This window comes from Streptomyces sp. NPDC086777, from assembly GCF_040702065.1.
Lineage (GTDB): Bacteria > Actinomycetota > Actinomycetes > Streptomycetales > Streptomycetaceae > Streptomyces.
Genome location: NZ_JBFBJI010000006.1, coordinates 164,127 through 183,110, shown reverse-complemented (window position 1 = coordinate 183,110; position 18,984 = coordinate 164,127). Strand labels below are relative to the sequence as shown.

16 protein-coding genes are annotated in these 18,984 nt (G+C 72.7%); 7 read left to right on the top strand and 9 right to left on the bottom strand.

Annotated elements, in window-relative coordinates; translation table 11 throughout:
* Positions 1-162 precede the first annotated feature (162 nt).
* Positions 163-2,424: an ABC transporter family substrate-binding protein gene (locus AB0472_RS11320; RefSeq protein ID WP_366355454.1), complete on the bottom strand. Its 2,262-nt coding sequence runs from the start codon at positions 2,422-2,424 to the stop codon at positions 163-165.
* A gap of 331 nt (positions 2,425-2,755) precedes the next feature.
* Between AB0472_RS11320 and AB0472_RS11315 the strand changes: the two genes are divergently transcribed.
* Genes AB0472_RS11315 through AB0472_RS11300 form a run of 4 tightly spaced genes read left to right on the top strand, consistent with a single transcriptional unit; the run spans position 2,756 to position 6,640 of the window.
* Positions 2,756-3,046, top strand: a complete 291-nt coding sequence (locus AB0472_RS11315) for a hypothetical protein (protein ID WP_366355452.1) — start codon at positions 2,756-2,758, stop codon at positions 3,044-3,046.
* Positions 3,047-3,093: 47 nt separating this feature from the next.
* Positions 3,094-3,921: a hypothetical protein gene (locus AB0472_RS11310; RefSeq protein WP_366355450.1), complete on the top strand. Its 828-nt coding sequence runs from the start codon at positions 3,094-3,096 to the stop codon at positions 3,919-3,921.
* A 14-nt stretch (positions 3,922-3,935) separates the two neighbouring features.
* Entirely contained in the window at positions 3,936-5,867 is a 1,932-nt protein-coding gene (locus tag AB0472_RS11305) for a fumarate reductase/succinate dehydrogenase flavoprotein subunit (RefSeq protein WP_366355449.1), read from the top strand.
* Positions 5,864-6,640: a succinate dehydrogenase/fumarate reductase iron-sulfur subunit gene (locus AB0472_RS11300; protein ID WP_366355447.1), complete on the top strand. Its 777-nt coding sequence runs from the start codon at positions 5,864-5,866 to the stop codon at positions 6,638-6,640. The genes AB0472_RS11305 and AB0472_RS11300 overlap by 4 nt, the downstream gene beginning before the upstream one ends.
* Here the strand turns inward: AB0472_RS11300 and AB0472_RS11295 are convergent.
* Entirely contained in the window at positions 6,615-7,604 is a 990-nt protein-coding gene (locus AB0472_RS11295; protein WP_366355445.1) for an aminoglycoside phosphotransferase family protein, read from the bottom strand. The genes AB0472_RS11300 and AB0472_RS11295 overlap by 26 nt on opposite strands.
* Positions 7,601-8,800, bottom strand: a complete 1,200-nt coding sequence (locus AB0472_RS11290; RefSeq protein WP_366355444.1) for a glycosyl hydrolase family 18 protein — start codon at positions 8,798-8,800, stop codon at positions 7,601-7,603. The genes AB0472_RS11295 and AB0472_RS11290 overlap by 4 nt, the downstream gene beginning before the upstream one ends.
* 142 nt (positions 8,801-8,942) lie before the next feature.
* Here AB0472_RS11290 and AB0472_RS11285 point away from each other — a divergent pair, with 142 nt between their 5' ends.
* Positions 8,943-10,364 (top strand): hypothetical protein, encoded by a 1,422-nt coding sequence (locus AB0472_RS11285; protein WP_366355443.1) that lies wholly within the window; start codon positions 8,943-8,945, stop codon positions 10,362-10,364.
* A gap of 167 nt (positions 10,365-10,531) precedes the next feature.
* Here the strand turns inward: AB0472_RS11285 and AB0472_RS11280 are convergent, their stop codons facing one another.
* The 6 genes from AB0472_RS11280 to AB0472_RS11255 all read right to left on the bottom strand — a co-directional run bounded on the left by AB0472_RS11280 (position 10,532) and on the right by AB0472_RS11255 (position 17,151).
* On the bottom strand, positions 10,532-13,120 hold the full coding sequence (locus tag AB0472_RS11280; protein ID WP_366355441.1) for a SpoIIE family protein phosphatase: 2,589 nt from the start codon (positions 13,118-13,120) through the stop codon (positions 10,532-10,534).
* Positions 13,121-13,370: 250 nt separating this feature from the next.
* The gene (locus AB0472_RS11275; protein WP_366355439.1) at positions 13,371-13,841 is read right to left on the bottom strand and encodes an ATP-binding protein; all 471 of its coding nucleotides are present in this window, start codon (positions 13,839-13,841) and stop codon (positions 13,371-13,373) included.
* Positions 13,842-14,091: 250 nt separating this feature from the next.
* Positions 14,092-14,499: a (deoxy)nucleoside triphosphate pyrophosphohydrolase gene (locus AB0472_RS11270; RefSeq protein WP_366355438.1), complete on the bottom strand. Its 408-nt coding sequence runs from the start codon at positions 14,497-14,499 to the stop codon at positions 14,092-14,094.
* Positions 14,500-14,520: 21 nt separating this feature from the next.
* Entirely contained in the window at positions 14,521-14,718 is a 198-nt protein-coding gene (locus tag AB0472_RS11265; protein WP_366355436.1) for an SPOR domain-containing protein, read from the bottom strand.
* Positions 14,719-15,045: 327 nt separating this feature from the next.
* Positions 15,046-15,798 carry a GntR family transcriptional regulator gene (locus tag AB0472_RS11260; RefSeq protein WP_366355435.1) on the bottom strand — a complete coding sequence of 251 codons (753 nt, stop codon included), beginning with the start codon at positions 15,796-15,798 and terminating at the stop codon, positions 15,046-15,048.
* 147 nt (positions 15,799-15,945) lie between these two features.
* Entirely contained in the window at positions 15,946-17,151 is a 1,206-nt protein-coding gene (locus tag AB0472_RS11255; RefSeq protein ID WP_366355433.1) for a DUF4190 domain-containing protein, read from the bottom strand.
* Positions 17,152-17,251: 100 nt separating this feature from the next.
* On the opposite strand from AB0472_RS11255, the gene AB0472_RS11250 reads away from it, so the two are divergent.
* Positions 17,252-17,545: a hypothetical protein gene (locus AB0472_RS11250; RefSeq protein ID WP_366355431.1), complete on the top strand. Its 294-nt coding sequence runs from the start codon at positions 17,252-17,254 to the stop codon at positions 17,543-17,545.
* Positions 17,542-18,714: a serpin family protein gene (locus AB0472_RS11245; protein WP_366355429.1), complete on the top strand. Its 1,173-nt coding sequence runs from the start codon at positions 17,542-17,544 to the stop codon at positions 18,712-18,714. The genes AB0472_RS11250 and AB0472_RS11245 overlap by 4 nt, the downstream gene beginning before the upstream one ends.
* The last annotated feature ends 270 nt before the right edge of the window (positions 18,715-18,984 follow it).

Below are 18,984 nucleotides of genomic sequence, written 5' to 3'. Positions count from 1 at the left end.
GGAGTGTGAGGAAGGGGCCTGCGCGTACGTCGGTGTTACGCGGACCCTGCCGGGCTGAACACGCCACGGCCTCACCCCATGGTACGGGGCCGCTGCCACTAGGGCGCGCCGGGATACGTCAGTGCACTTCGGCTGGGCTTCTGTGCACCCGGCGCGCGGTTTTCACCGGCTGGGGCTCGGCGAGACCTTCGCCCCCTTCTTCAGGAAGCCCATGTCCTGGTAGACCGGCGTCTGGAAGCCGAAGGCGCCCACGTTCACCAGGTCCTTGCGGGCGCCCACGAGCTGTGGCCGCTGGTACAGCGGGAGTGACCCGGCCGACGCCCAGATCCTGGAGTCGGCCTTGCGCAGCAGGCCGTCCGCCTCGCCCTCGTCCAGCGTGCCCAGCGCCTGGTCGAACAGCTGGTCCACCTGGTCGGTGCCGACCCGCGTGTAGTTCTGCTCGACGTTCAGCGAGCCGTCGGCCGCGACCACCGGCTTCGCGTAGATCGGCCGCGCGTCCGTCGCCGGGAACGCGGAGGACGGCCACGAGTACAGCGCGAGGTCGTACTGCCCGGCCGCGATGTGGTCCTTGAAGTAGCTGTCGTCGGAGACCTTGTGGATCTCGGTGGCGATACCCACCCGGTCGAGCATCTGCGAGATCTGGCCGGCGACCGCCTGGAGGGTCTCCGAGCCCGGCCCCGACGGCAGCACGAACCGCAGCGAGAGCGCCTTCCCGTCCTTTGCCAGCGGCCCGGCCGGCGCCCCCGCGCCCCTGGGTGCCGCCGTGCCCTTCGGCGCGTAGGCACCGGGCGCCCCGTGCGCGTGGTCCTTCTGGTGGTCGCGGGTGTCCATGTCGGAGGCCTTGTCGTCCTCGCCGACGATGTACTGCCCGTCGTGCCCGCCGTCCGACTCGTCGCCCTGCTCGCTGTCGTCCTTCTTCTTGTCGGCCTTCTCCCCGTCCTCCGCGCCGGCCGCCTTGCCGCCGGCCTTGACCGGCCCGCCGGCCACCCAGCCAGCGTCGGCGAGCAGGGCCTGCGCCTCGTGGGTGTCGAGGCCGCCGATGGCCCCGCTGCCGTCGGTGTAGGCGGCCTGCCCGGACAGGGCGACGTGGCTGCCGACCGGCACCGCGGGCAGCCCCAGCGGGGTGAGGACCAGCTTGGCGAGCGCCTTGCGGTCCAGGGCGCGGGCGACGGCCCGGCGCACCCGCTCGTCGGCGAGCGGGCCCTCGGAGCCGTTGAGGGCGAGCTGGGTGTAGGCGGGCTCCAGCGACTTGCGGACGCCGAAGTCGCGCAGCTCGTGCTGCTGCTCCAGCCACTTCGCGATGCTCCGGCGGAGCTTCTTCGGCCCCTTCGGCAGCTTCTCCTCGTCCATGCCGAGGGTCAGCGCCCAGGACCGCAGCTTCTTGGCCGAGGTCTTCCCGGCGCCCTGCAGCGGCAGGCCGGTGCCCTTCTCGCGGCCGGCGACGGTGATCCGGTCGGCGTCGGCGGCGTCGACGTCGGCGACGTCCACGGTGCCGTCGGCGAGCGCGGCGGCCCGCTTCGCGCGGTCCACGGCGTGCAGGTCGATCTCGTCGAGCTTGGCCGGGCGTCCCCACCAGCGCGGGTTGCGGGTGAGGATCACGTCCTTCTTGGCGGTGTCGACCTTGTCGACCCGGAAGGGGCCCGCGGTGACGGTGAGCTTGCGGCGGGCGCCGTCGTTGAAGGCGTCCGGGGTGCCCATGACGTCCTTCGGGTACAGCGGCGAGAAGAGCGACCTCCAGTCGGCGTACGGCCGGTCGAAGGTGACCCGGACCTCCAGGTCGTTGGCGCCGCGCTCGATCTGGGCGATGCGGTCGTAGCCGGCGTTGCGGGCGGTCCAGTAGGCGGAGTCCTTGCCGGACAGGGCGCGCCACTGGGCGGCGAAGTCGGCGGCGCCGATCTCCCGGCCGTCGCTCCAGACGGCCTGCTGGTTGAGCCGGTAGAGGACGACCTGGCGGGGCTCGGTCTCGATGACCTTGGCGGACTCCAGGTAGTCCGGGTTGCGGACCGGCTTCCCGGTGGCGTCGATGGTGAACATCGACGGCAGGACGGCCTGGGCGACCCGGGTGGTGCCCGCGTCGGCGTCGGCCTGGAAGGTGTTGAGGGTCTCCGGTACGGCGTCCACGGCCATCTTCAGGGTGCCGCCCTCGGCGACCGCGTCCCTGGCGACCGGCACGATGTCCTGTCCGGCGAGCGGCTTGCTGCCCTCGTCGTCGGAGCCGCAGCCGGCGAGGAGGGGGACGGCCAGCACGCCTGCGGCCAGGAAGCCGACGGCACGGGCGAGGTTTTGCCGGTCGCGCCGGGAGGTGCCGCATTCGTTCGACTGCCGCGCCGTCGTGGCTGGTCGCGCCCGCCCGGCGGTAGCCGCAAATTCGCCGACGCCCCGCGCCCCTGAAGGGGCGCTGTGGCCGACGCCGTGGTGAGACATCTCTGCTTACCTCCGGAGGCCCCGTGAACACGGGTGCGGTTTGTTCACATTTGGGGGTATTTTGGAGTTGATCACATGTACTCAGAAGTACGGACCCCACTGAAATGGATGGGGTCCGTCGGCCGGGGACGACACGGCGGCGGGGGCCGTCAAACCCCACCCGTGCGGCGCAATCCCGGCGCACACAGAGCGCGTGCGGGCGTGCGACGGAGGCGCGCAATCCGCCAATCGCTGCACATGGCTTCACATCGGCAGGTGTGACGCGCAACACTCGCAGGCGCATGAACGTTGCCGCTTTGGACACCGAAGTCCGCGGAAGTGAGGTCACGTCATGTCCGTGCACGACGACCTGACGTCAGTCCAGCGCTGCCTAGAGGACCTGAACCGGTCCGTCGGCCGCCTGGAGCAGCAGCTCGGCAGCGGCGGCCTGGAGATGCGCCGCGTCCGTTCCGACGCCGATCACCTGCGCGAGAGCGTGGCACTGCTGCGGGAGGCGGCCAACACCGCCGTCCCGGGCAAACGCCCCGAGCTCGTGACCATCTCCGACGATCCGTACGACATCAACCTGTGGACGGACACGGACGACGAGGGTCTCGGCGCCCGCGACCGGCACGCCCCCTAGGAGCGCCGCCCGCAGGCCACCGCCCCCGACCCGACCGGAGTCATCCGTTGGCCACTGGTACGGAACCACAACCACATCAGAACAGCGGCGGCGTACGCACCCGTACGCGCGCCGCGATCTCCGCCCCGCACCTGCGGACCGACCGCTGGTGGCTGGCACCCGCCGTCACCGCGGCCGGTCTGTTCGCGTTCGTCGTCTACTCGACCTGGCGGGCCTTCTCGAACGCGCACTACTACTCGGCGCCGTACGTCTCGCCGTTCTACTCGCCGTGTCTGGCGGAGAACTGCAGGACCATGCCGTCCGGCCCGAACGCCGACCTCTTCGGCAGCTGGTGGGCGATCTCCCCGGCGATCATCATCCTGATCTTCCCGCTGGGCTTCCGCCTGACCTGCTACTACTACCGCAAGGCGTACTACCGCAGCTTCTGGGCCTCCCCGCCCGCCTGCGCGGTGGCCGAGCCGCACGCAAAGTACACCGGCGAGACCCGTTTCCCGCTGATCCTGCAGAACGTCCACCGGTACTTCTTCTACTTCGCCCTGCTGGTCGCCTGCGTGCTGACCTACGACACGGTGCTCTCCTTCCGGGACACCCACGAGCACTGGGGCCACATGGGCCTCGGCACCCTCGTCTTCCTGGTCAACATCGTGCTGATCTGGGCGTACACGCTGTCCTGCCACTCCTGCCGGCACATCGTCGGCGGCAAGCTCAAGCACTTCTCCAAACACCCCGTGCGCTACAAGGCATGGCAGTTCGTGGGCCGGCTCAACGCCCGGCACATGCTGCTCGCCTGGGCGTCGTTGGTGAGCGTGGCGCTCGCCGACTTCTACGTCTATCTGCTCGCGTCCGGTGTCTTCGACGATCCGCGATTCTTTTGAGGACGGGGCTTGTGATGTCAGCGGTTGAGCGGCAGCAGTGGGACGTCGTGGTCGTCGGCGCCGGCGGGGCCGGACTGCGCGCCGCGATCGAGGCGCGCGAGCGGGGCGCCCGTACGGCGGTGATCTGCAAGTCGCTGTTCGGCAAGGCGCACACGGTGATGGCCGAGGGCGGCATCGCGGCGGCCATGGCCAACGTCAACGAGCACGACAACTGGCAGGTGCACTTCCGCGACACCCTGCGCGGCGGCAAGTTCCTGAACCAGTGGCGGATGGCCGAGCTGCACGCCAAGGAGGCCCCGGACCGGGTCTGGGAGCTGGAGACCTGGGGCGCCCTCTTCGACCGCACGAAGGACGGGAGGATCTCCCAGCGCAACTTCGGCGGCCACGAGTACCCGCGCCTCGCGCACGTCGGCGACCGCACCGGCCTCGAACTGATCCGGACCCTGCAGCAGAAGATCGTCTCGCTCCAGCAGGAGGACAGGAAGGAGACCGGCGACTACGAGTCCCGGCTCAAGGTCTTCCAGGAGTGCACGGTCACCCGGATCCTGAAGGACGGCACACGGGTCTCCGGGGTCTTCGCGTACGAGCGGGAGACCGGGCGTTTCTTCGTCCTCGAAGCGCCGTCCGTGGTCGTCGCGACCGGGGGCATCGGCAAGTCCTTCAAGGTGACCTCGAACTCGTGGGAGTACACGGGCGACGGGCACGCGCTCGCCCTGCTGGCCGGGGCGCCGCTGCTCAACATGGAGTTCGTGCAGTTCCATCCGACCGGCATGGTCTGGCCGCCGTCGGTGAAGGGCATCCTGGTCACCGAGTCGGTGCGCGGCGACGGCGGGGTGCTGCGCAACTCCGAGGGCAAGCGGTTCATGTTCGACTACGTCCCGGACGTCTTCAAGGAGAAGTACGCCGAGTCGGAGGAGGAGGGCGACCGGTGGTACGAGGACCCGGACCACAACCGGCGTCCCCCGGAGCTGCTCCCCCGCGACGAGGTGGCCCGCGCGATCAACTCCGAGGTGAAGGCGGGCCGCGGCTCCCCGCACGGCGGGGTCTTCCTGGACGTGTCGACGCGGATGCCGGCCGAGGTGATCCGGCGCCGGCTGCCGTCCATGTACCACCAGTTCAAGGAGCTGGCGGACGTCGACATCACCGCGGAGGCGATGGAGGTCGGGCCGACCTGCCACTACGTGATGGGCGGGGTCGCGGTGGACTCCGACACCGCCGCCGCCCGCGGGGTGCCGGGGCTGTTCGCGGCCGGTGAGGTGGCCGGCGGCATGCACGGCTCCAACCGGCTCGGCGGCAACTCGCTCTCCGACCTGCTGGTGTTCGGGCGCCGGGCGGGCTGGCACGCGGCCGACCACGCGGCGGACCTCGCCGAGCGGCCGGCGGTGGACGACGAGCAGATCGACGCGGCGGCGGCCGAGGCGCTGCGGCCGTTCTCCGCCGAGGGCGAGGAACCGGACTCCGGCCCGCCGGAGAACCCGTACACCCTCCACCAGGCGCTCCAGCAGTCCATGAACGACCTGGTCGGCATCATCCGCCGGGAGGGTGAGATGGAGCAGGCCCTGGAGAAGCTCGCCGAGCTGCGCGTGCGGGCGCGCCGGGCCGGGGTGGAGGGGCACCGGCAGTTCAACCCCGGCTGGCACCTCGCCCTGGACCTCAGGAACATGCTGCTGGTCAGCGAGTGCGTGGCCCGGGCGGCGCTCGAGCGCACCGAGTCGCGCGGCGGGCACACCCGCGAGGACCATCCGGTGATGGACCGCCGGTGGCGCCCGGTCAACCTGCTGTGCCGGCTGGCCGACCCCACCGGCGGGCTCGCGGCCACCGACCCGGAGCGCGGCCAGATCGACCTCACCCGCGAGACCACCGACCCCATCCGAGCCGACCTGCTCGCCCTCTTCGAGAAGGAGGAGCTGGTCAAGTACCTCGCCGAAGAGGAGCTGTACGAATGAGCGGCTACACGGCCCACTTCCGGGTGTGGCGGGGCGACGTCGAGGGCGGCGGCCTGGAGGACTTCAAGGTCGAGGTGAACGACGGCGAGGTGGTGCTCGACATCATCCACCGCATCCAGGCCACCCAGGCCGCCGACCTGGCCGTCCGATGGAACTGCAAGGCGGGCAAGTGCGGTTCGTGCTCGGCGGAGATCAACGGCCGTCCGCGCCTGATGTGCATGACCCGGATGTCCGTCTTCGAGCCGGACGAGACCATCACGGTCACCCCGCTCCGCGCGTTCCCGGTCATCCGCGACCTGGTCACCGACGTCGGCTTCAACTACCAGAAGGCCAGGGAGGTCCCGGCCTTCGTGCCGCCCGCCGGGGTCGGCCCCGGCGAGTACCGGATGTACCAGGAGGACGTGGACCGCTCGCAGGAGTTCCGCAAGTGCATCGAGTGCTTCCTGTGCCAGGACACCTGCCACGTCGTGCGCGACCACGAGGAGAACAAGACGGCCTTCGCCGGCCCGCGTTTCCTCATGCGCGTCGCCGAACTGGACATGCACCCGCTGGACGCCGCGGAGGCCTCCGGCCTGGACCGCAAGCGCACGGCCCAGGACGAACACGGCCTCGGCTACTGCAACATCACCAAGTGCTGCACGGAGGTGTGCCCGGAGGGCATCCACATCACCGACAACGCCCTGATCCCCCTGAAGGAGCGGGCGGTCGACCGCAAGTACGACCCCCTCGTCTGGCTCGGCTCGAAGATCAGGAGGCGCCCGGCAGGAGGCTGAGCGCCTGCCGCAGGTTGGACTCGGCGATCTCCCGCATCGGTTCGCGCTCCGGGAAGTCGCCGTCCAGCAGCCGGAGCGGCCCGGCGGCCAGGTCGAGGTGCATCGCGAGCCGGTACAGCGCCATGCGGTCCTCGTCGAGGTCGGCGGTGCGCAGCACGTCGTAGGCGGGCCCGAAGCGGTGCTGGAGGAAGACGTGCTCCCATTCGGCGTCGAAGTACATCAGGCCTTCGACGTCGATGAGCGCGGGATCACCCTCCTCGGTCACCAGGACGTGGTCCGGGCCGAGTTCGCCGTGCACGAGGGAGGCGTGGTCGCGCGGTCCGACCGCGTCGTAGAGCTCCTTCACCCGTTCGGTCAGCGCCTGCCGCGCCTCGCGCACCCGGGGATCCCGCTCGGCGACCTCCGCGATGTCGCGCATCGCGCGGTCCGCGACGACCTGTTCGCAGGAGCTGCCGAGCGGCTTGCCGTCCTCCGCCACCAGGGCGGCCTTCCCGTACCCGGCGGAGACGTGCGCGCGGAGCACGCCGAGCGTCCCCGCCAGCCGGGCCAGCGGCACCCGTGCGGCGCCCGGGTCGCTGCGCAGCAGCATCTCCAGGCTGCCGCCCCGGACGTCCTCGACGACGGCGGCGAACGCGCCCAGGTGCCGGGCGTCCTCGTCGGCGAACAGCAGCCGCGGGGTGCGCACGCCGAGTTCGGTCAGCAGGTCGTGGGCGGACAGGAAGAGGCCGAGTCCGGAGGCGTGCGCGAGGGGGTCGCGGATGTCGGCGTCGGCGGGACCCCAGTAATCCTCCTCCGGGGACCAGACGTACGCGATCGCGCTCCGGCCGTTGTCGAGGGCAAGCCGGTAGACGCCTTTCTTGCTCCCTCCGCGCAGCCGGGTGGCGGCTGCGGGGGCACGGCCGAGGGCCTCGCGGGACAGCGACGCGAGGTCGTCACGGGTGAGGTGGGTACGAGCGGTTGTCATGGCGTACGGACCCAGTCCTTCCGATAGGAGGTCCAGTCATCCTCGGTGGCGGCGAAGTCGACGTACAGGGCGACGCCGAAGGTAGCGCGATCCGGGTCCGTCCGTGACAGTCCCAGCCGAACCCCGCGCACGGCCGCCGGCACGGTCTCCGCGTACGCCCAGTGACCGACCCGGTTCTCGTGGTAGAAGGGCAGCCCCATGAGCAGGTCGGTGTCCGCCGGTGTGACCTCCAGCGCGAGGCTGGTCTGCTGCGCGACATAGCCGCCGTACAGGCTCTGCAGCGGCTGCATGGTGTCGTACGACATCACCGCTATCTGGTCCACCCGACGGGCGACCTGTCCGAAATATTCCTGTGCCCACCATTTCGGATGACCGGTGACGGTACCCCAGAAGGAGTGAAACGCCGGCAACGGATCGATCTGGTGTGCGGCGACGGAGAGCAGCGGGGTGACGGGGCGCAGGGCGTCGAGGAGGGCGAGGTAGTTCCGGTCGCCGGAGTGCACGGGCTCCAGGTCGAAGTGGACCCCGTCGAACCCGGCCCGGACCACCTGCCGGGCCGACGCGACGACGGCGTCCCGTGTCGCCTTCCTCTCGAGGTGCATGGCGTCCGGCTTCTCGGGGGCGAGCTCGTCCCCGAGCCAGGCCTGTACCCGCACGCCGGGCATTTTTCGATGCACGGCCGTTATCAGCCAACGGGCCTTGGGACAGGCCGATGTGGGCAGCGTGCCGTTGTGTTCCAGTGGTCCGGCATGGACGTAGAGGTCGCGAATGCCGGTGTCCGCGAGCCGGGCGGCGAGGGCGGTGACGTCGGCGTCGGTCCTACGACCGTCGACCCACGCGTGCCCGAGCCAGAGGGCGTCCCGGTTCCGGCTGTAGGTACCGGCCTTCGGGTCGCCGGCGTAGTTGATGCGGAGGGCGGTCTCGGCGATGAGGAGGGGGAGCACCAGGAGGGCGAGGACGCCGAGCGTCCGTCTGACGGCCTTCCTTCTCCCACCCGCCCGGCGCGTGCGGCCCTCGTCGTCGGGTGCGGGCGGCCCCTGGGAGGGGTCGGGCACGCCGGTGGGTGCGGGTGACCCCTGGGAGGGGTCGGGCACGCCGGTGGGTGCGGGTACGGGCGCGGGAGGTGGCGGCGCGGGGGCCGGGGCGTCGGTGTGGGCGGGTTCGGGGTTCTGCTCCTGGTTCGGGCTCCGTTCCATGTTCTGTCCGCCTTTTCTCGTCGTCCCCCGGCTGTCTCCGCCCCGGTCGCGGAGCCGACCCGGCGCCCATACGCTCCGAAATGTGACGTCATCCTTGATCCGGGGTCGGCCGAGGCATGCCACGGGGCACATAGCCGTGCGGGTGGGGCATGCGATGCTGGGCGGGGTGGCCGGGGTGGTCTGGCTGGTGTTGCCGGTGATGACGAACGCCACTCAAGATCCGGTTCCCGTGACGGGCGGCGTGACGGCTTCCGCGGCCCGGGCGGCGGACGGGGCGTCCGGGACCGATTACGTCATGCCGCTCGTCGCCGTGGCGGCGGCCGGCGCGCTGGGCGGCTACGGCTACCTGCGCCGGATACGGCGGGCCCGCTCACGCACCACGCCGGGGGTGCTCTCCCCCGCCCCGCCGAAGCCGGCGCCCGCCGATGCCGAGCGGCAGGCCAGGGCCTCCCTGGTCATCGCCGACGACTGCGTCCGCACCAGCCGCGAGGCACTCGGCTACGTCGAAGGGGCCACGGCCGCGGTACGGGCCCTGCGGGCGGCCGAAACCGAGCTGACGGCCGCGTTCGCGATATGGCGGCGGTACGGGGAGGGGGTGCCGGGGGACGACGCGGGTCGGCGCCAGGCACTGGTGGGCGTGGTCGGGCGGTGCGCGGAGGCGGGGCGGCAACTGGACGCGGAGGCCGCGGGGTTCGATGCCGAGTGGGACGCGGGGGACGCGCTGGCCACGGCCGAGGGGCGGTTCCGGCGGCTGGCGGTGCGGACCGGCGGGGTGGCGGCGGCGCTGGCCGGGGCGGGCGCGCGGTACGGCGCCGCCGCGGTCGCCCCCGTCGTCGGTTACGTCGAACAGGCCAAGGACCGGCTGGTGTTCGCGACCTCGCGGCTCAACCAGGCTCGCCAGGCGGCCGATTCGGGCGACGCCGACGGGTGCCGGCGGGACGTGCGGGCCGCCGAGGGGGCCGTGGTGCAGGCCGGGCTGCTGCTGGGCGGGGTGGAGCGGCTGGCGGAGGAGCTGCGGACGGCGGCGGCGCTGGTGCCGGCCGCCCTCACGGGCGCCGAGGCGGAGCTGGCGGGGCTGCGGGGCACGGCGTCACCGCCGCGGACGGCCCATGCGGACGCCGTGCTGGCCGGCGTGCGGGGCGAGCTGACCGGCGGGCCCTACGACCCGGTGGACGCCCTGCGCCGGGTCGTGCGGGCGGTGGAGGGGACGGGGGGCGGGCGGTCCGGGGTGATCGCGGCGGGGGCGGAGCTGGTGGCGCGCAGTGCGCTGGGGGCGGCGGACGACTTCGTGGCGACGCATCGGGCGGCGGTGGGGGCGGAGGCGCGGGCGCTGCTGGCCGCTGCGGGGCGGGCTGCGCCCGCGGACGCCGACAGGCTGGCGCGGCGGGCGCGGGAGCTGGCGGAGCGGGATGTGCGGGCGCACGGGAACCCGTTCGCCGGGGAGAGCGCGCACGGGAGTGGGGTGGCGGGGGTGGTGCTCGGGGGTGTGCTGCTGGGTGAGGAGGGGGACGGGGGGCCGGTGGCGGCCTTCGGGGGGCCGGAGAGCAGGGGACGGTTGGGGTGACGCCCACCGGGGTGCCGCGACCGGCCGTCGGGCGGCTGCGGCGCCGTGGGGGCTTGTCGCGCAGTTCCCCGCGCCCCCAAAGGGGCGCTCATGCAACTCCATGCTTTTAGGGGGTGCGGGGAACTGCGCGATCAGCCCCCGCGGCGGCGCGTCATGACCACGGCTCCTCAGAACAGGCTGAGCAGCGCCTCCGCGGGGTCCGTCAGGCCCGTCTCGCCGTCCGGGAGCGGGAGTTCGAACCACACCGTCTTCCCGCGCGGCGTCCGGCGTGAGCCCCACGCCGCGCTGAGCAGGCCGACCAGTTGCAGTCCGCGCCCGCCCTCGTCGGTGTCCCGCGCCCGGCGGCGCCTCGGCTGGACCAGGCCGGAGTCCCAGACCTCGCAGACCAGGGTCCGGTCGAGGAGGAGGCGGAGCCTTATCTCACCCTCTCCGTACCGCAGCGCGTTGGTGACGAGTTCGCTGACCAGGAGTTCCGTGGTGTCGACCAGCGGCTCCAGGTCCCAGGTGAGGAGCCGGCCGCGCGCAAACTCGCGGGCGCGGCCCACGCTGCGGGGCTCGCGCGGCAGCGTCCAGTCGCCGACGGAGTCGGCCGGCAGTCCCTGTACACGTGCCATCAGCAACGCGATGTCGTCCTCGCCGTGGTGCGTGTCGAGGGTGCTGAGGACGTGGTCGCAGACGTCCTCCAGGGGCTGGGCGGGGTCCGTGAGGGCCCCGACGAACGCCTGGAGGCCCTCGTCGAGGGGGTGGTCGCGGGACTCGACCAGGCCGTCGGTGTACAGCGCCAGCAACGCGCCCTCGGGGAGTTCGACCTCGACCTCCTCGAAGGGCTCGCCGCCGACGCCGAGCGGCATGCCGGGCGGCACGTCGAGCATCAGGGCGGCCTCGCCCGGTTCCACCAGGACGGGCGGCAGGTGGCCGGCGTTGGCGAACGTGCAGCGCCTGGTGACGGAGTCGTAGACGGCGTACACACACGTGGCGAGGTAGACCTCGGAGAGGTCGGCGTCGCGGGGCTGGCGGGCCGTGCGGGTGGCCTGCTGGACCCCGCCGGGGGTGCCGAGACCGCGGGCGATCTCGTCCAGCGCCGAGAGGACCTCGGCCGGTTCCAGGTCGAGCAGGGCCAGCGTGCGGACCGCGGTGCGGAGTTCACCCATCGCGACCGCCGCGCGCAGCCCCCGGCCCATCACGTCCCCCACCACCAGCGCCGTGCGGTGACCGGGCAGTTCTATGACGTCGAACCAGTCGCCGCCGACCTCGGTGGCCGCGTTGCCGGGCAGGTAACGGCAGGCGATGTCCAGGCCCGAGGCCTCGGGGTCGCCGGGCGGAAGCAGGGAGCGTTGCAGTATCAACGCGCGTTCGTGCTCGCGCCGGTAGAGGCGGGCGTTGTCGATGCAGACGGCGGCGCGGGCGGCCAGCTCCACGGCGAGTTCCCGGTCGCGGTCGCCGAACGGCTCGCTGCCCTTGGTGCGGGCGAACTGGGCGAGGCCGACGACCGTGTCGTGGGCGACCATGGGCACGGCCAGCGTGGACTGGACGAGGCCGCCCTCCGCGGCCGGCACGTGCTGCGGGCGGGCCGTGCGCAGGGCGTCCGCGCACGGGGAGTTGAAGGGGTAGTGGTGGACCGCGCCGACGGCGACCGGGACGCCGCCGCCCACGAAGGGGGCGTCCGATACCGCGCTGGCGAAGGCGACCCGGCGCAGTTCGGCGCTGCCGTCGGCGAGTCCGGGCGGGGCCTCGTCGCCGGCCAGCAGGCCCTGGTAGAGGTCGACGGTGGCCAGGTCGCAGAAGCCGGGGACGACCACGTCCAGGAGTTCGCGGGCGGTGGTCTCCAGGTCGAGGGAGTTGCCGATGCGGGCGCCGGCCTCGTTGAGGAGGGCGAGGTTGCGCCGGGCGGCGGCGGCCTCGCGGGCGGCGGCGCGGCGGGCGGTGATGTCGAGGCCGAGCCAGGCGATGCCGATGGGGCGGCCGGTGCCGCTGTGCACCCGGTAGAGGTTGATGGACCAGTGCCGGCGCTCCTCGGAGCCCGGGACGAAGCCCGTGACGTGCATGTCGGTGATGGAGTTGCCGGTCTCCAGGACCCGGCGCAGGGTGGCCGCGACCCGCTCGGCCTCGGAGCGCGGGAGGTAGTCGTGGACGCCCTTGCCGCGGTGGTCGTCGGGGGTGCCGCCGAAGATGGAGGAGAACCGTACGTTGGCCCGGCGGATCCTGAGGTCGGTGTCGATCAGCAGGAAGCCGAACGGAGATTGACCGAATATCGACTGCGAGGCCGCGAGGTCGGTCTCGATGCTGCGCAGGGTGCGGACGTCGACGACGATGCACACGGCCGCGTTCTCACCCTCGGCGGTGCGGGTGGGCATGACGTAGACCTCGGCGATGCCCTCCTCGCCGCGCTCGCCGCCCGCCCTGTCGGGCATCCGGAACGGGACGACGCCGGTCCACTCCCGGCCGTCCAGGATCTCGGCCATCTTCCGCTGGCCGTGTTCGCGCAGATCCGGGTCGACGAACGCCTCGATGGGATCCATGCCGACGGCACGCTCGGCGGGGATGCCGAAGATCTGCTCGGCACGCCTGCTCCACTGGTCGACCAGGCCGCCGGCGCCGATGGAGAACGAGGCAACCTTGATGTAGTCGTAGATCGAGCCGGGCGGACTGCTCTGCCACATGGCGTCGCCAGGGGCCGCGGCTGTCTCCGCGGTCCCCGCCCTCGCGCCGTCCGACGGGTCCTCGGACTCCGTGGCCTTAGCTGGTATCTCGCTCACGCGAACCGTCCCCTCCAGCTCACCGCGTCCGGCACCGGTCACCGGGTGCGGCTGCCCGCAGTATCCAGCACTACGGCGCCGCCTGACACGGTGTTCACGATCACAGCACGGTCCCGACGATTTCCGGACCGGACCGTGACAACACTTCCAGTCTTCTAACCAGGGAACACGCCGTCGAATCACGTAGTCCGGCACACGTTGATCAGCCACTCCCGCGGGTGGACGCGGTAGCACTGCGTGTACACCCCGTTCACCCCGGTACGGCCAGCTCGAACCAGACCGTCTTGCCCCTGCCCCCCGGGCGGGTACCCCAGCTGCGGGAGGAGCCCGCGACCAGCTGGAGGCCGCGGCCACTCTCGTCATCGGGGCCCGCGGCGCGCTCGCGGGGCGGGTCCGGGAGCGGGTCGGAGACCTCGACGCGCAGGGTGTCGCCGAGCTCCGGGGGGCGGACGAGGCGGACGCCGATGGGGCCGGTGGCGTGCCGCAGCGAGTTGGTGACCAACTCGCTGACCAGCAGGGCGGCGAGATCGGCGAGGCCGTCCAGGCCCCAGCCGCGTAGTTTGTCTCGGACCGCGGTCCGGGCGGTGCGCACGGCGCCCGGTTCCGCGGGAAAGGTCCACTCGACGGTGTCACCTTCGGTGTCGATCACACCGATCACTTCCCAGTCGCTTCCCCCGGCTGCGAGCCCGGCACTGTCCGGTTTCGTGGGGTTAATGGGCACATACCCGATTGTGTGGGGGCAGTACCGCACGAGAGGGCGCACTGTGGCGTGGGCGGCTCTCGCCGGAAGAACCGTGCGCCCGGGGGCTCGGGGCGTGCGACTTTCGGGCGACCGCGGGCGCGCGGTGGCTGGTCGCGCAGTTCCCCGCGCCCCTTTCGTCGGGGCTGCGCCCCGGACTCGATCGGCCCGTCGCGCCCGCGGCGGCGCCGCACAATCCAGTACAGCCGGCCATCCCTGGCGGAAACCGGGACTACGCGCCGTGTTCCACCGTCGCGGCGATCTCGCGTACCGCCGGGACGTCCTGGTCCAGCCAGTTGACGTCCCAGATCTCGGCCGTGGTGAGCCAGCGCAGTTCGTCGTGGTCCTGGAGGGGCTTGGGCTGCGGGGAGCCGGGGCGGAGCCGGGCGGTCCACACCTGGAGGACGTACGGGGAGCGCAGCGGCCACTCCCCCGGCACGCGCGTCAGCGTCTCCGCCTCGACGCCGAGTTCCTCGTGCAGTTCGCGGACCAGGGCGTGCTCGGGGGTCTCGCCGGGCTCGACCTTGCCGCCGGGCAGCTCCCAGCGGCCGGCCAGCTCGGGGGGTGCGCTGCGGCGGGCCGCGAGGAGGCGGCCGGTGTCGAGCAGGGCCGCTCCGACCACGACGATCCGTTCGCTCATGGGCCGGAGCCTACGGGAGGGTCAGTTCCTGGTCGCCCCGTCCCCGTTGCTGTGGCCGATGCGCTCGACCCAGTAGAGCTGCCTGTGTCCGCGGTCGTCGAGACTGTCGGCGATCTTCTGCGCCTCGGCGCGGGTCGCGTACCGGCCGACGCGGTAGCGATTGCCGTTGTCGTCCTGCCGTATGACGAGCCAGGGGAGAGAGACCGTGCCTTCCGTCATCGCGCCCCTCCGCATCTCCCGGCTCCCGTCCATCCCCGCCCCGCTAAGGAAACCGCACTCCGCATATGCCCGAGCGTACGCCTAACCTTTACGCAGCGAATACGCCTTTTCACAAAGAGGTACGCAACCAGCCAGAACGGTGGGGGCGCACGACGACGAATGCGCCGTGCGCGAGCCCCGCACAACGGGTCGCGGGCATGCCGAGGACAGCCGGGCCACCTGCGAGAACGGCCGGATCCCAGCGGCGGCCACTGGTCCGGACCCCGGTCGTGGAGGCGTCAACCATCGCCAGGGTGTGCGCTACTTCACGAACAGGTGGTACGACCGCTACCGCACCGGCAGATGGTAGGAGGCCCGGTAGCGGTCGGCGGGGATGACGACGTCCGCGGTCTCCACCGGGCGGCCGGAGGCGTAGTACGTCCGCTGGATCACCAGGACGACATGGCCGGGGACCCCGCCCAGGGTGAGCAGTTCCTCGGCCAGGCCGGGGCGGGCACCGACCTCCTCGGTGACGTTGTCCACGACGACGTCGATGGCGCGCATCCGCTCGACCACGCCCATCCCGCCGAGCGGGCCCTCCTCGGGCAGCATCACGGGGGTGCGGCCGGTGACCGCGAGGGGCTCCCAGGAGGTGGAGAGCATCATCGGATCGCCCGCGTCCCGGAACAGGTACCGGGTGCACATCACGCGGTCGCCGACGTGGATGCCGAGCCGGTCGGCGACCGCGGCGCCCGCCCCGGTCTGCTCGCTGCTGGACTCCCAGGTGCCGCGCGCCGTCGCGTCGGACTGCTCCTGCCGGAACGGGGTGGCGCCGCCGGCCGGACGGTACCCGGAGCGCGCCACCCGCCGGGGCACGGGCCGCTCGCGCACGTAGGTCCCGGAGCCGGACCGGCCCTCGACCAGCCCCTCGGCCATCAGCACCTTGCGGGCCTCCAGGGCTACCGTGTCCGAGACGCCGTACTCCTCGCGGATGCGGGCCTGCGAGGGCAGCCGGGTGTGAGGCGGCAGCGAACCGTCGACGATCTTCTTGCGGAGATCACCCGCGACACGCAGATACGCCGGCTGCTCACCGAAAGTCACTGGCCGCTCCCATCAGGTTGTACAGACAGCAACAGCGTGGCAACCGTGGGTTGAGCGGTGCAAGCAAAGGCCAGAGAATCACTCGATGTGATGACATGCGGCCCGGGGATGCATTACGCAGGCACTTTCTCCCCGTTATGGCCGCGATCACACCTCCATGCCGGAGCCACTTCCTCCACTGCCGGCGCCGCCGCCCCGGTCGTCGTCGGAAGGCGGGGTCGTGGCGAGGCCCAGAGCCTTGCGGGCGGTGACGGTCCGCTTCGGGTCGAGGAGCGCCGAACCCTTGTCGTAACGGGTGTAGTAGGTGTCCGCGTCCGTGGCCTTCGCCGCCTTCGCCCACTCCGCCTTCGCCCGGTCGAGGTCCGCGACCAGGTCGTCCACCGGCTTCTCGGCGTCCGGACCCCAGCCGTGCGCGCGCAGCATCGCGGTCTGCCTGCCGAGGGCCGTGGTCACCTGCTGCGCCCACTGCCGGTAGCCGGGCAGGTCGTCCTCGACGTACTCGGCTTCCGGAACGTCGGCGAGGGCGGTGTTGAGGACGTGCGCTGCGTCGAGGTAGGCGACCTGGTCGGCGTCGAGCACGCTCTCGTCGTTGCGCAGCGAGCCGGACAGGGTGCGGCCCTCGGTGGTGTTGCCGAAGACGCAGGCGACCTCCCGGTCGCCGTAGTCCCAACTGTCCTCGCTGGGCGTGAAGTAGTACACGTCGACGTCGCCGGGGACCGCCCAGCCGTCCATCGCGTAGCCGTCCTCCAGCGCGTAGCAGCGCCGGTCGGCGGAGTCGCCGACGCTGTCGTCGCCCGGGTAGTCCGAACCCTTGAGCCGGTAGGTGGCGAAGACCTCGCCGTCGTGCGCCTTCTCGCAGTCCACCACGGTGACGTCGGAGACCAGGTCGCCGGTGAGCGTGCCGTCGGGGGTGTCGAAGCAGTCGCCGGTGGACAGGGAGAGGCTGGAGCTGTCGTTCGCGCCCTCCTTGACGCCCTGCCAGAACTCCGCCGCCCCGCCGGTGGACAGCACCAGCACCCACGCGGCCAGCCCGAGGACGGAGAACACCGACCCGGTGACCGCCATCGCCCGGCCCCGCTCCCCCCGCCTGCGGATCTGCCCCAGCCCGGCCAGCCCCAGCACCAGCCCCACCCCCGGCAGACAGCACAGCAGCCCGAGCACCAGAGAGGCGATGGCGAGCCCGTTGACGGGCGGCTGCGGGGCGTAGGGGCCGTACCCCTGCCCCCACGGCTGGTACGGCGGCTGCTGCCCGTACGGCGCCTGCGGGTACTGCGGGTACTGCGGCAGGCCCGACTGGGGCGGTTGAGAGGGCCCTTGTGGCTGGTGGGGGCCGGGGGGCGGAGGTATGGACACCGGTACCGTGCTCCTGAGGGGGCGTCGGGCCGCGCGGAAACGGACGGCTGAACTGACGTACGACTGCGCGCATCGTAAGCGCGCCGTGAACGGGGGCGGAATGAGGGTGGGGACGCCGGCCGCGCGCGGTGAACGGGCTGACCGCGCGCTGGGCGGCCACGGCGCAGGGCGGCACGGTGTTCCCGGCGGCCGGGGTGTGGCGGTCACGGCGTTCGGGTTGTCGGCGGCGGGTCCCCCGCCCGAGCGGCGTCACGTCACCACCCGGATCGGCGCCGCCTTCGACCGCCCCTTCGGCTTCCTCGCCCTGCACCGGCACTCCCGGCTCGTCCTCGCGGCGGGCCGGGTCACGGATCCCCTGCCCTTCCCCGAGTACCCCTGGGAGGACGACGAATGAACGAGACCGTCGGCGCCGTCAACGCGCTCACCGCACGCTGGGCTCGGCAGACCAGACAGGGCACGGTCTTCTCGGCCGCCGGTGTCTGGCCGCTGCTGGCCTTCCTCGCCGACGGCGCGGCCGGCCCGGCGCGCGACGAACTGACCCGGGCCGTGGGCAGACAGGCCGATCAGGCCGCGGCGGGGGCGCGGGAGTTACTCGCGTGGCTGGATGCGGCGCCGGGCGTCGGGCCCGCGCTCGGGCTGTGGACCGACCGGGCGCTGGAGCTGCGCGAGCCGTGGGCGGCGGGGCTGCCCGCGGACGCGCACGGGGTGCTCGGCGCCGATCCCGCGGCCTCCCGGGAGGCACTGGACGCGTGGGCGGCGAAGCGCACCGAGGGGCTGGTGGAGCGGCTGCCGGTGCGGCTCGCCGAGGGCGCCCGGATGGTGCTGGCGACCGCGCTGGCGCTGCGCACGGACTGGCAGCACCCGTTCCGGGAGACGGTGCTGCGGCCCGGCTCCGGGCCCTGGCAGGGCCACGACCTGGCCGGTCTGCACCGCAGCAGCGTCCGGCCCGACCGGATCGGGGTGACCGCCGGCCCGGACGGCCACGTCACCACGCTGAAGGTCCTCGGCGACAACGGTCTCGACGTGCACCTTCTGCTGGGCCCGGAGGGCATGGCGCCGGGGCAGGTGCTGCACACGGGCATCGGCGTCCTGGAGCGGGCGCTGCCGGTGACGACCGGCGGACAGCTCCCCTACGGGCCCGCGGGACCGGGTGTGGTCGTGGAGCGGCAGCCGTCCGCCGCCCCGGACCCGATCCGGCTCGACGTGACCACCCCGGCCTTCACGGTCCGCGCCGACCACGACCTGCTGCAGCTGCACGGGCTGTTCGGGCTCTCCACGGCCGCGGACGCCCGCGGGGGGCACTTCCCCGGGATCAGTGCCGCGCCGCTGGCCCTCGGGGCGGCCGGGCAGTCCGCGGTCGCGGAGTTCGGGCCGCTGGGCTTCCGGGCCGCCGCGGTCACCGCCGTGGTGGCGGCGCCGGGCGGCGGCCCACCGCGGTACCCGTACGAGTCGACGGTGGTCCGGGTCACCGTGGACCGCCCGTTCGGCTTCCTCGCCGTGCACCGGGAGAGCCGGCTGGTGCTGGCGGCGGGGTGGGTGACGGAGCCGGCCGAGGCCGGCTAGCCGGGGGGCCGCGATACGCCGTCGTTCGGCTGCGGGTGCGTGGGGGCTGGTCGCGCGGTTCCTCCCCCGGCCTTCGGCCGGGGGTACCCCCAGCGCCCCTGAAGGGGCCTCGTGCAGCGCGCCTGCTCTTGGGAGCACGGGGAACCGCGCGACCGGCCACGACAGTGCCGCAGCCGACCGACGGTGCATCCAGCGGGACGCCTCGGGGGGAGGTCCGGCCGCCACGCCCGGAGGCGCCGCAGCACCTCCAGGCCCTCCAGGCCGGTCCGG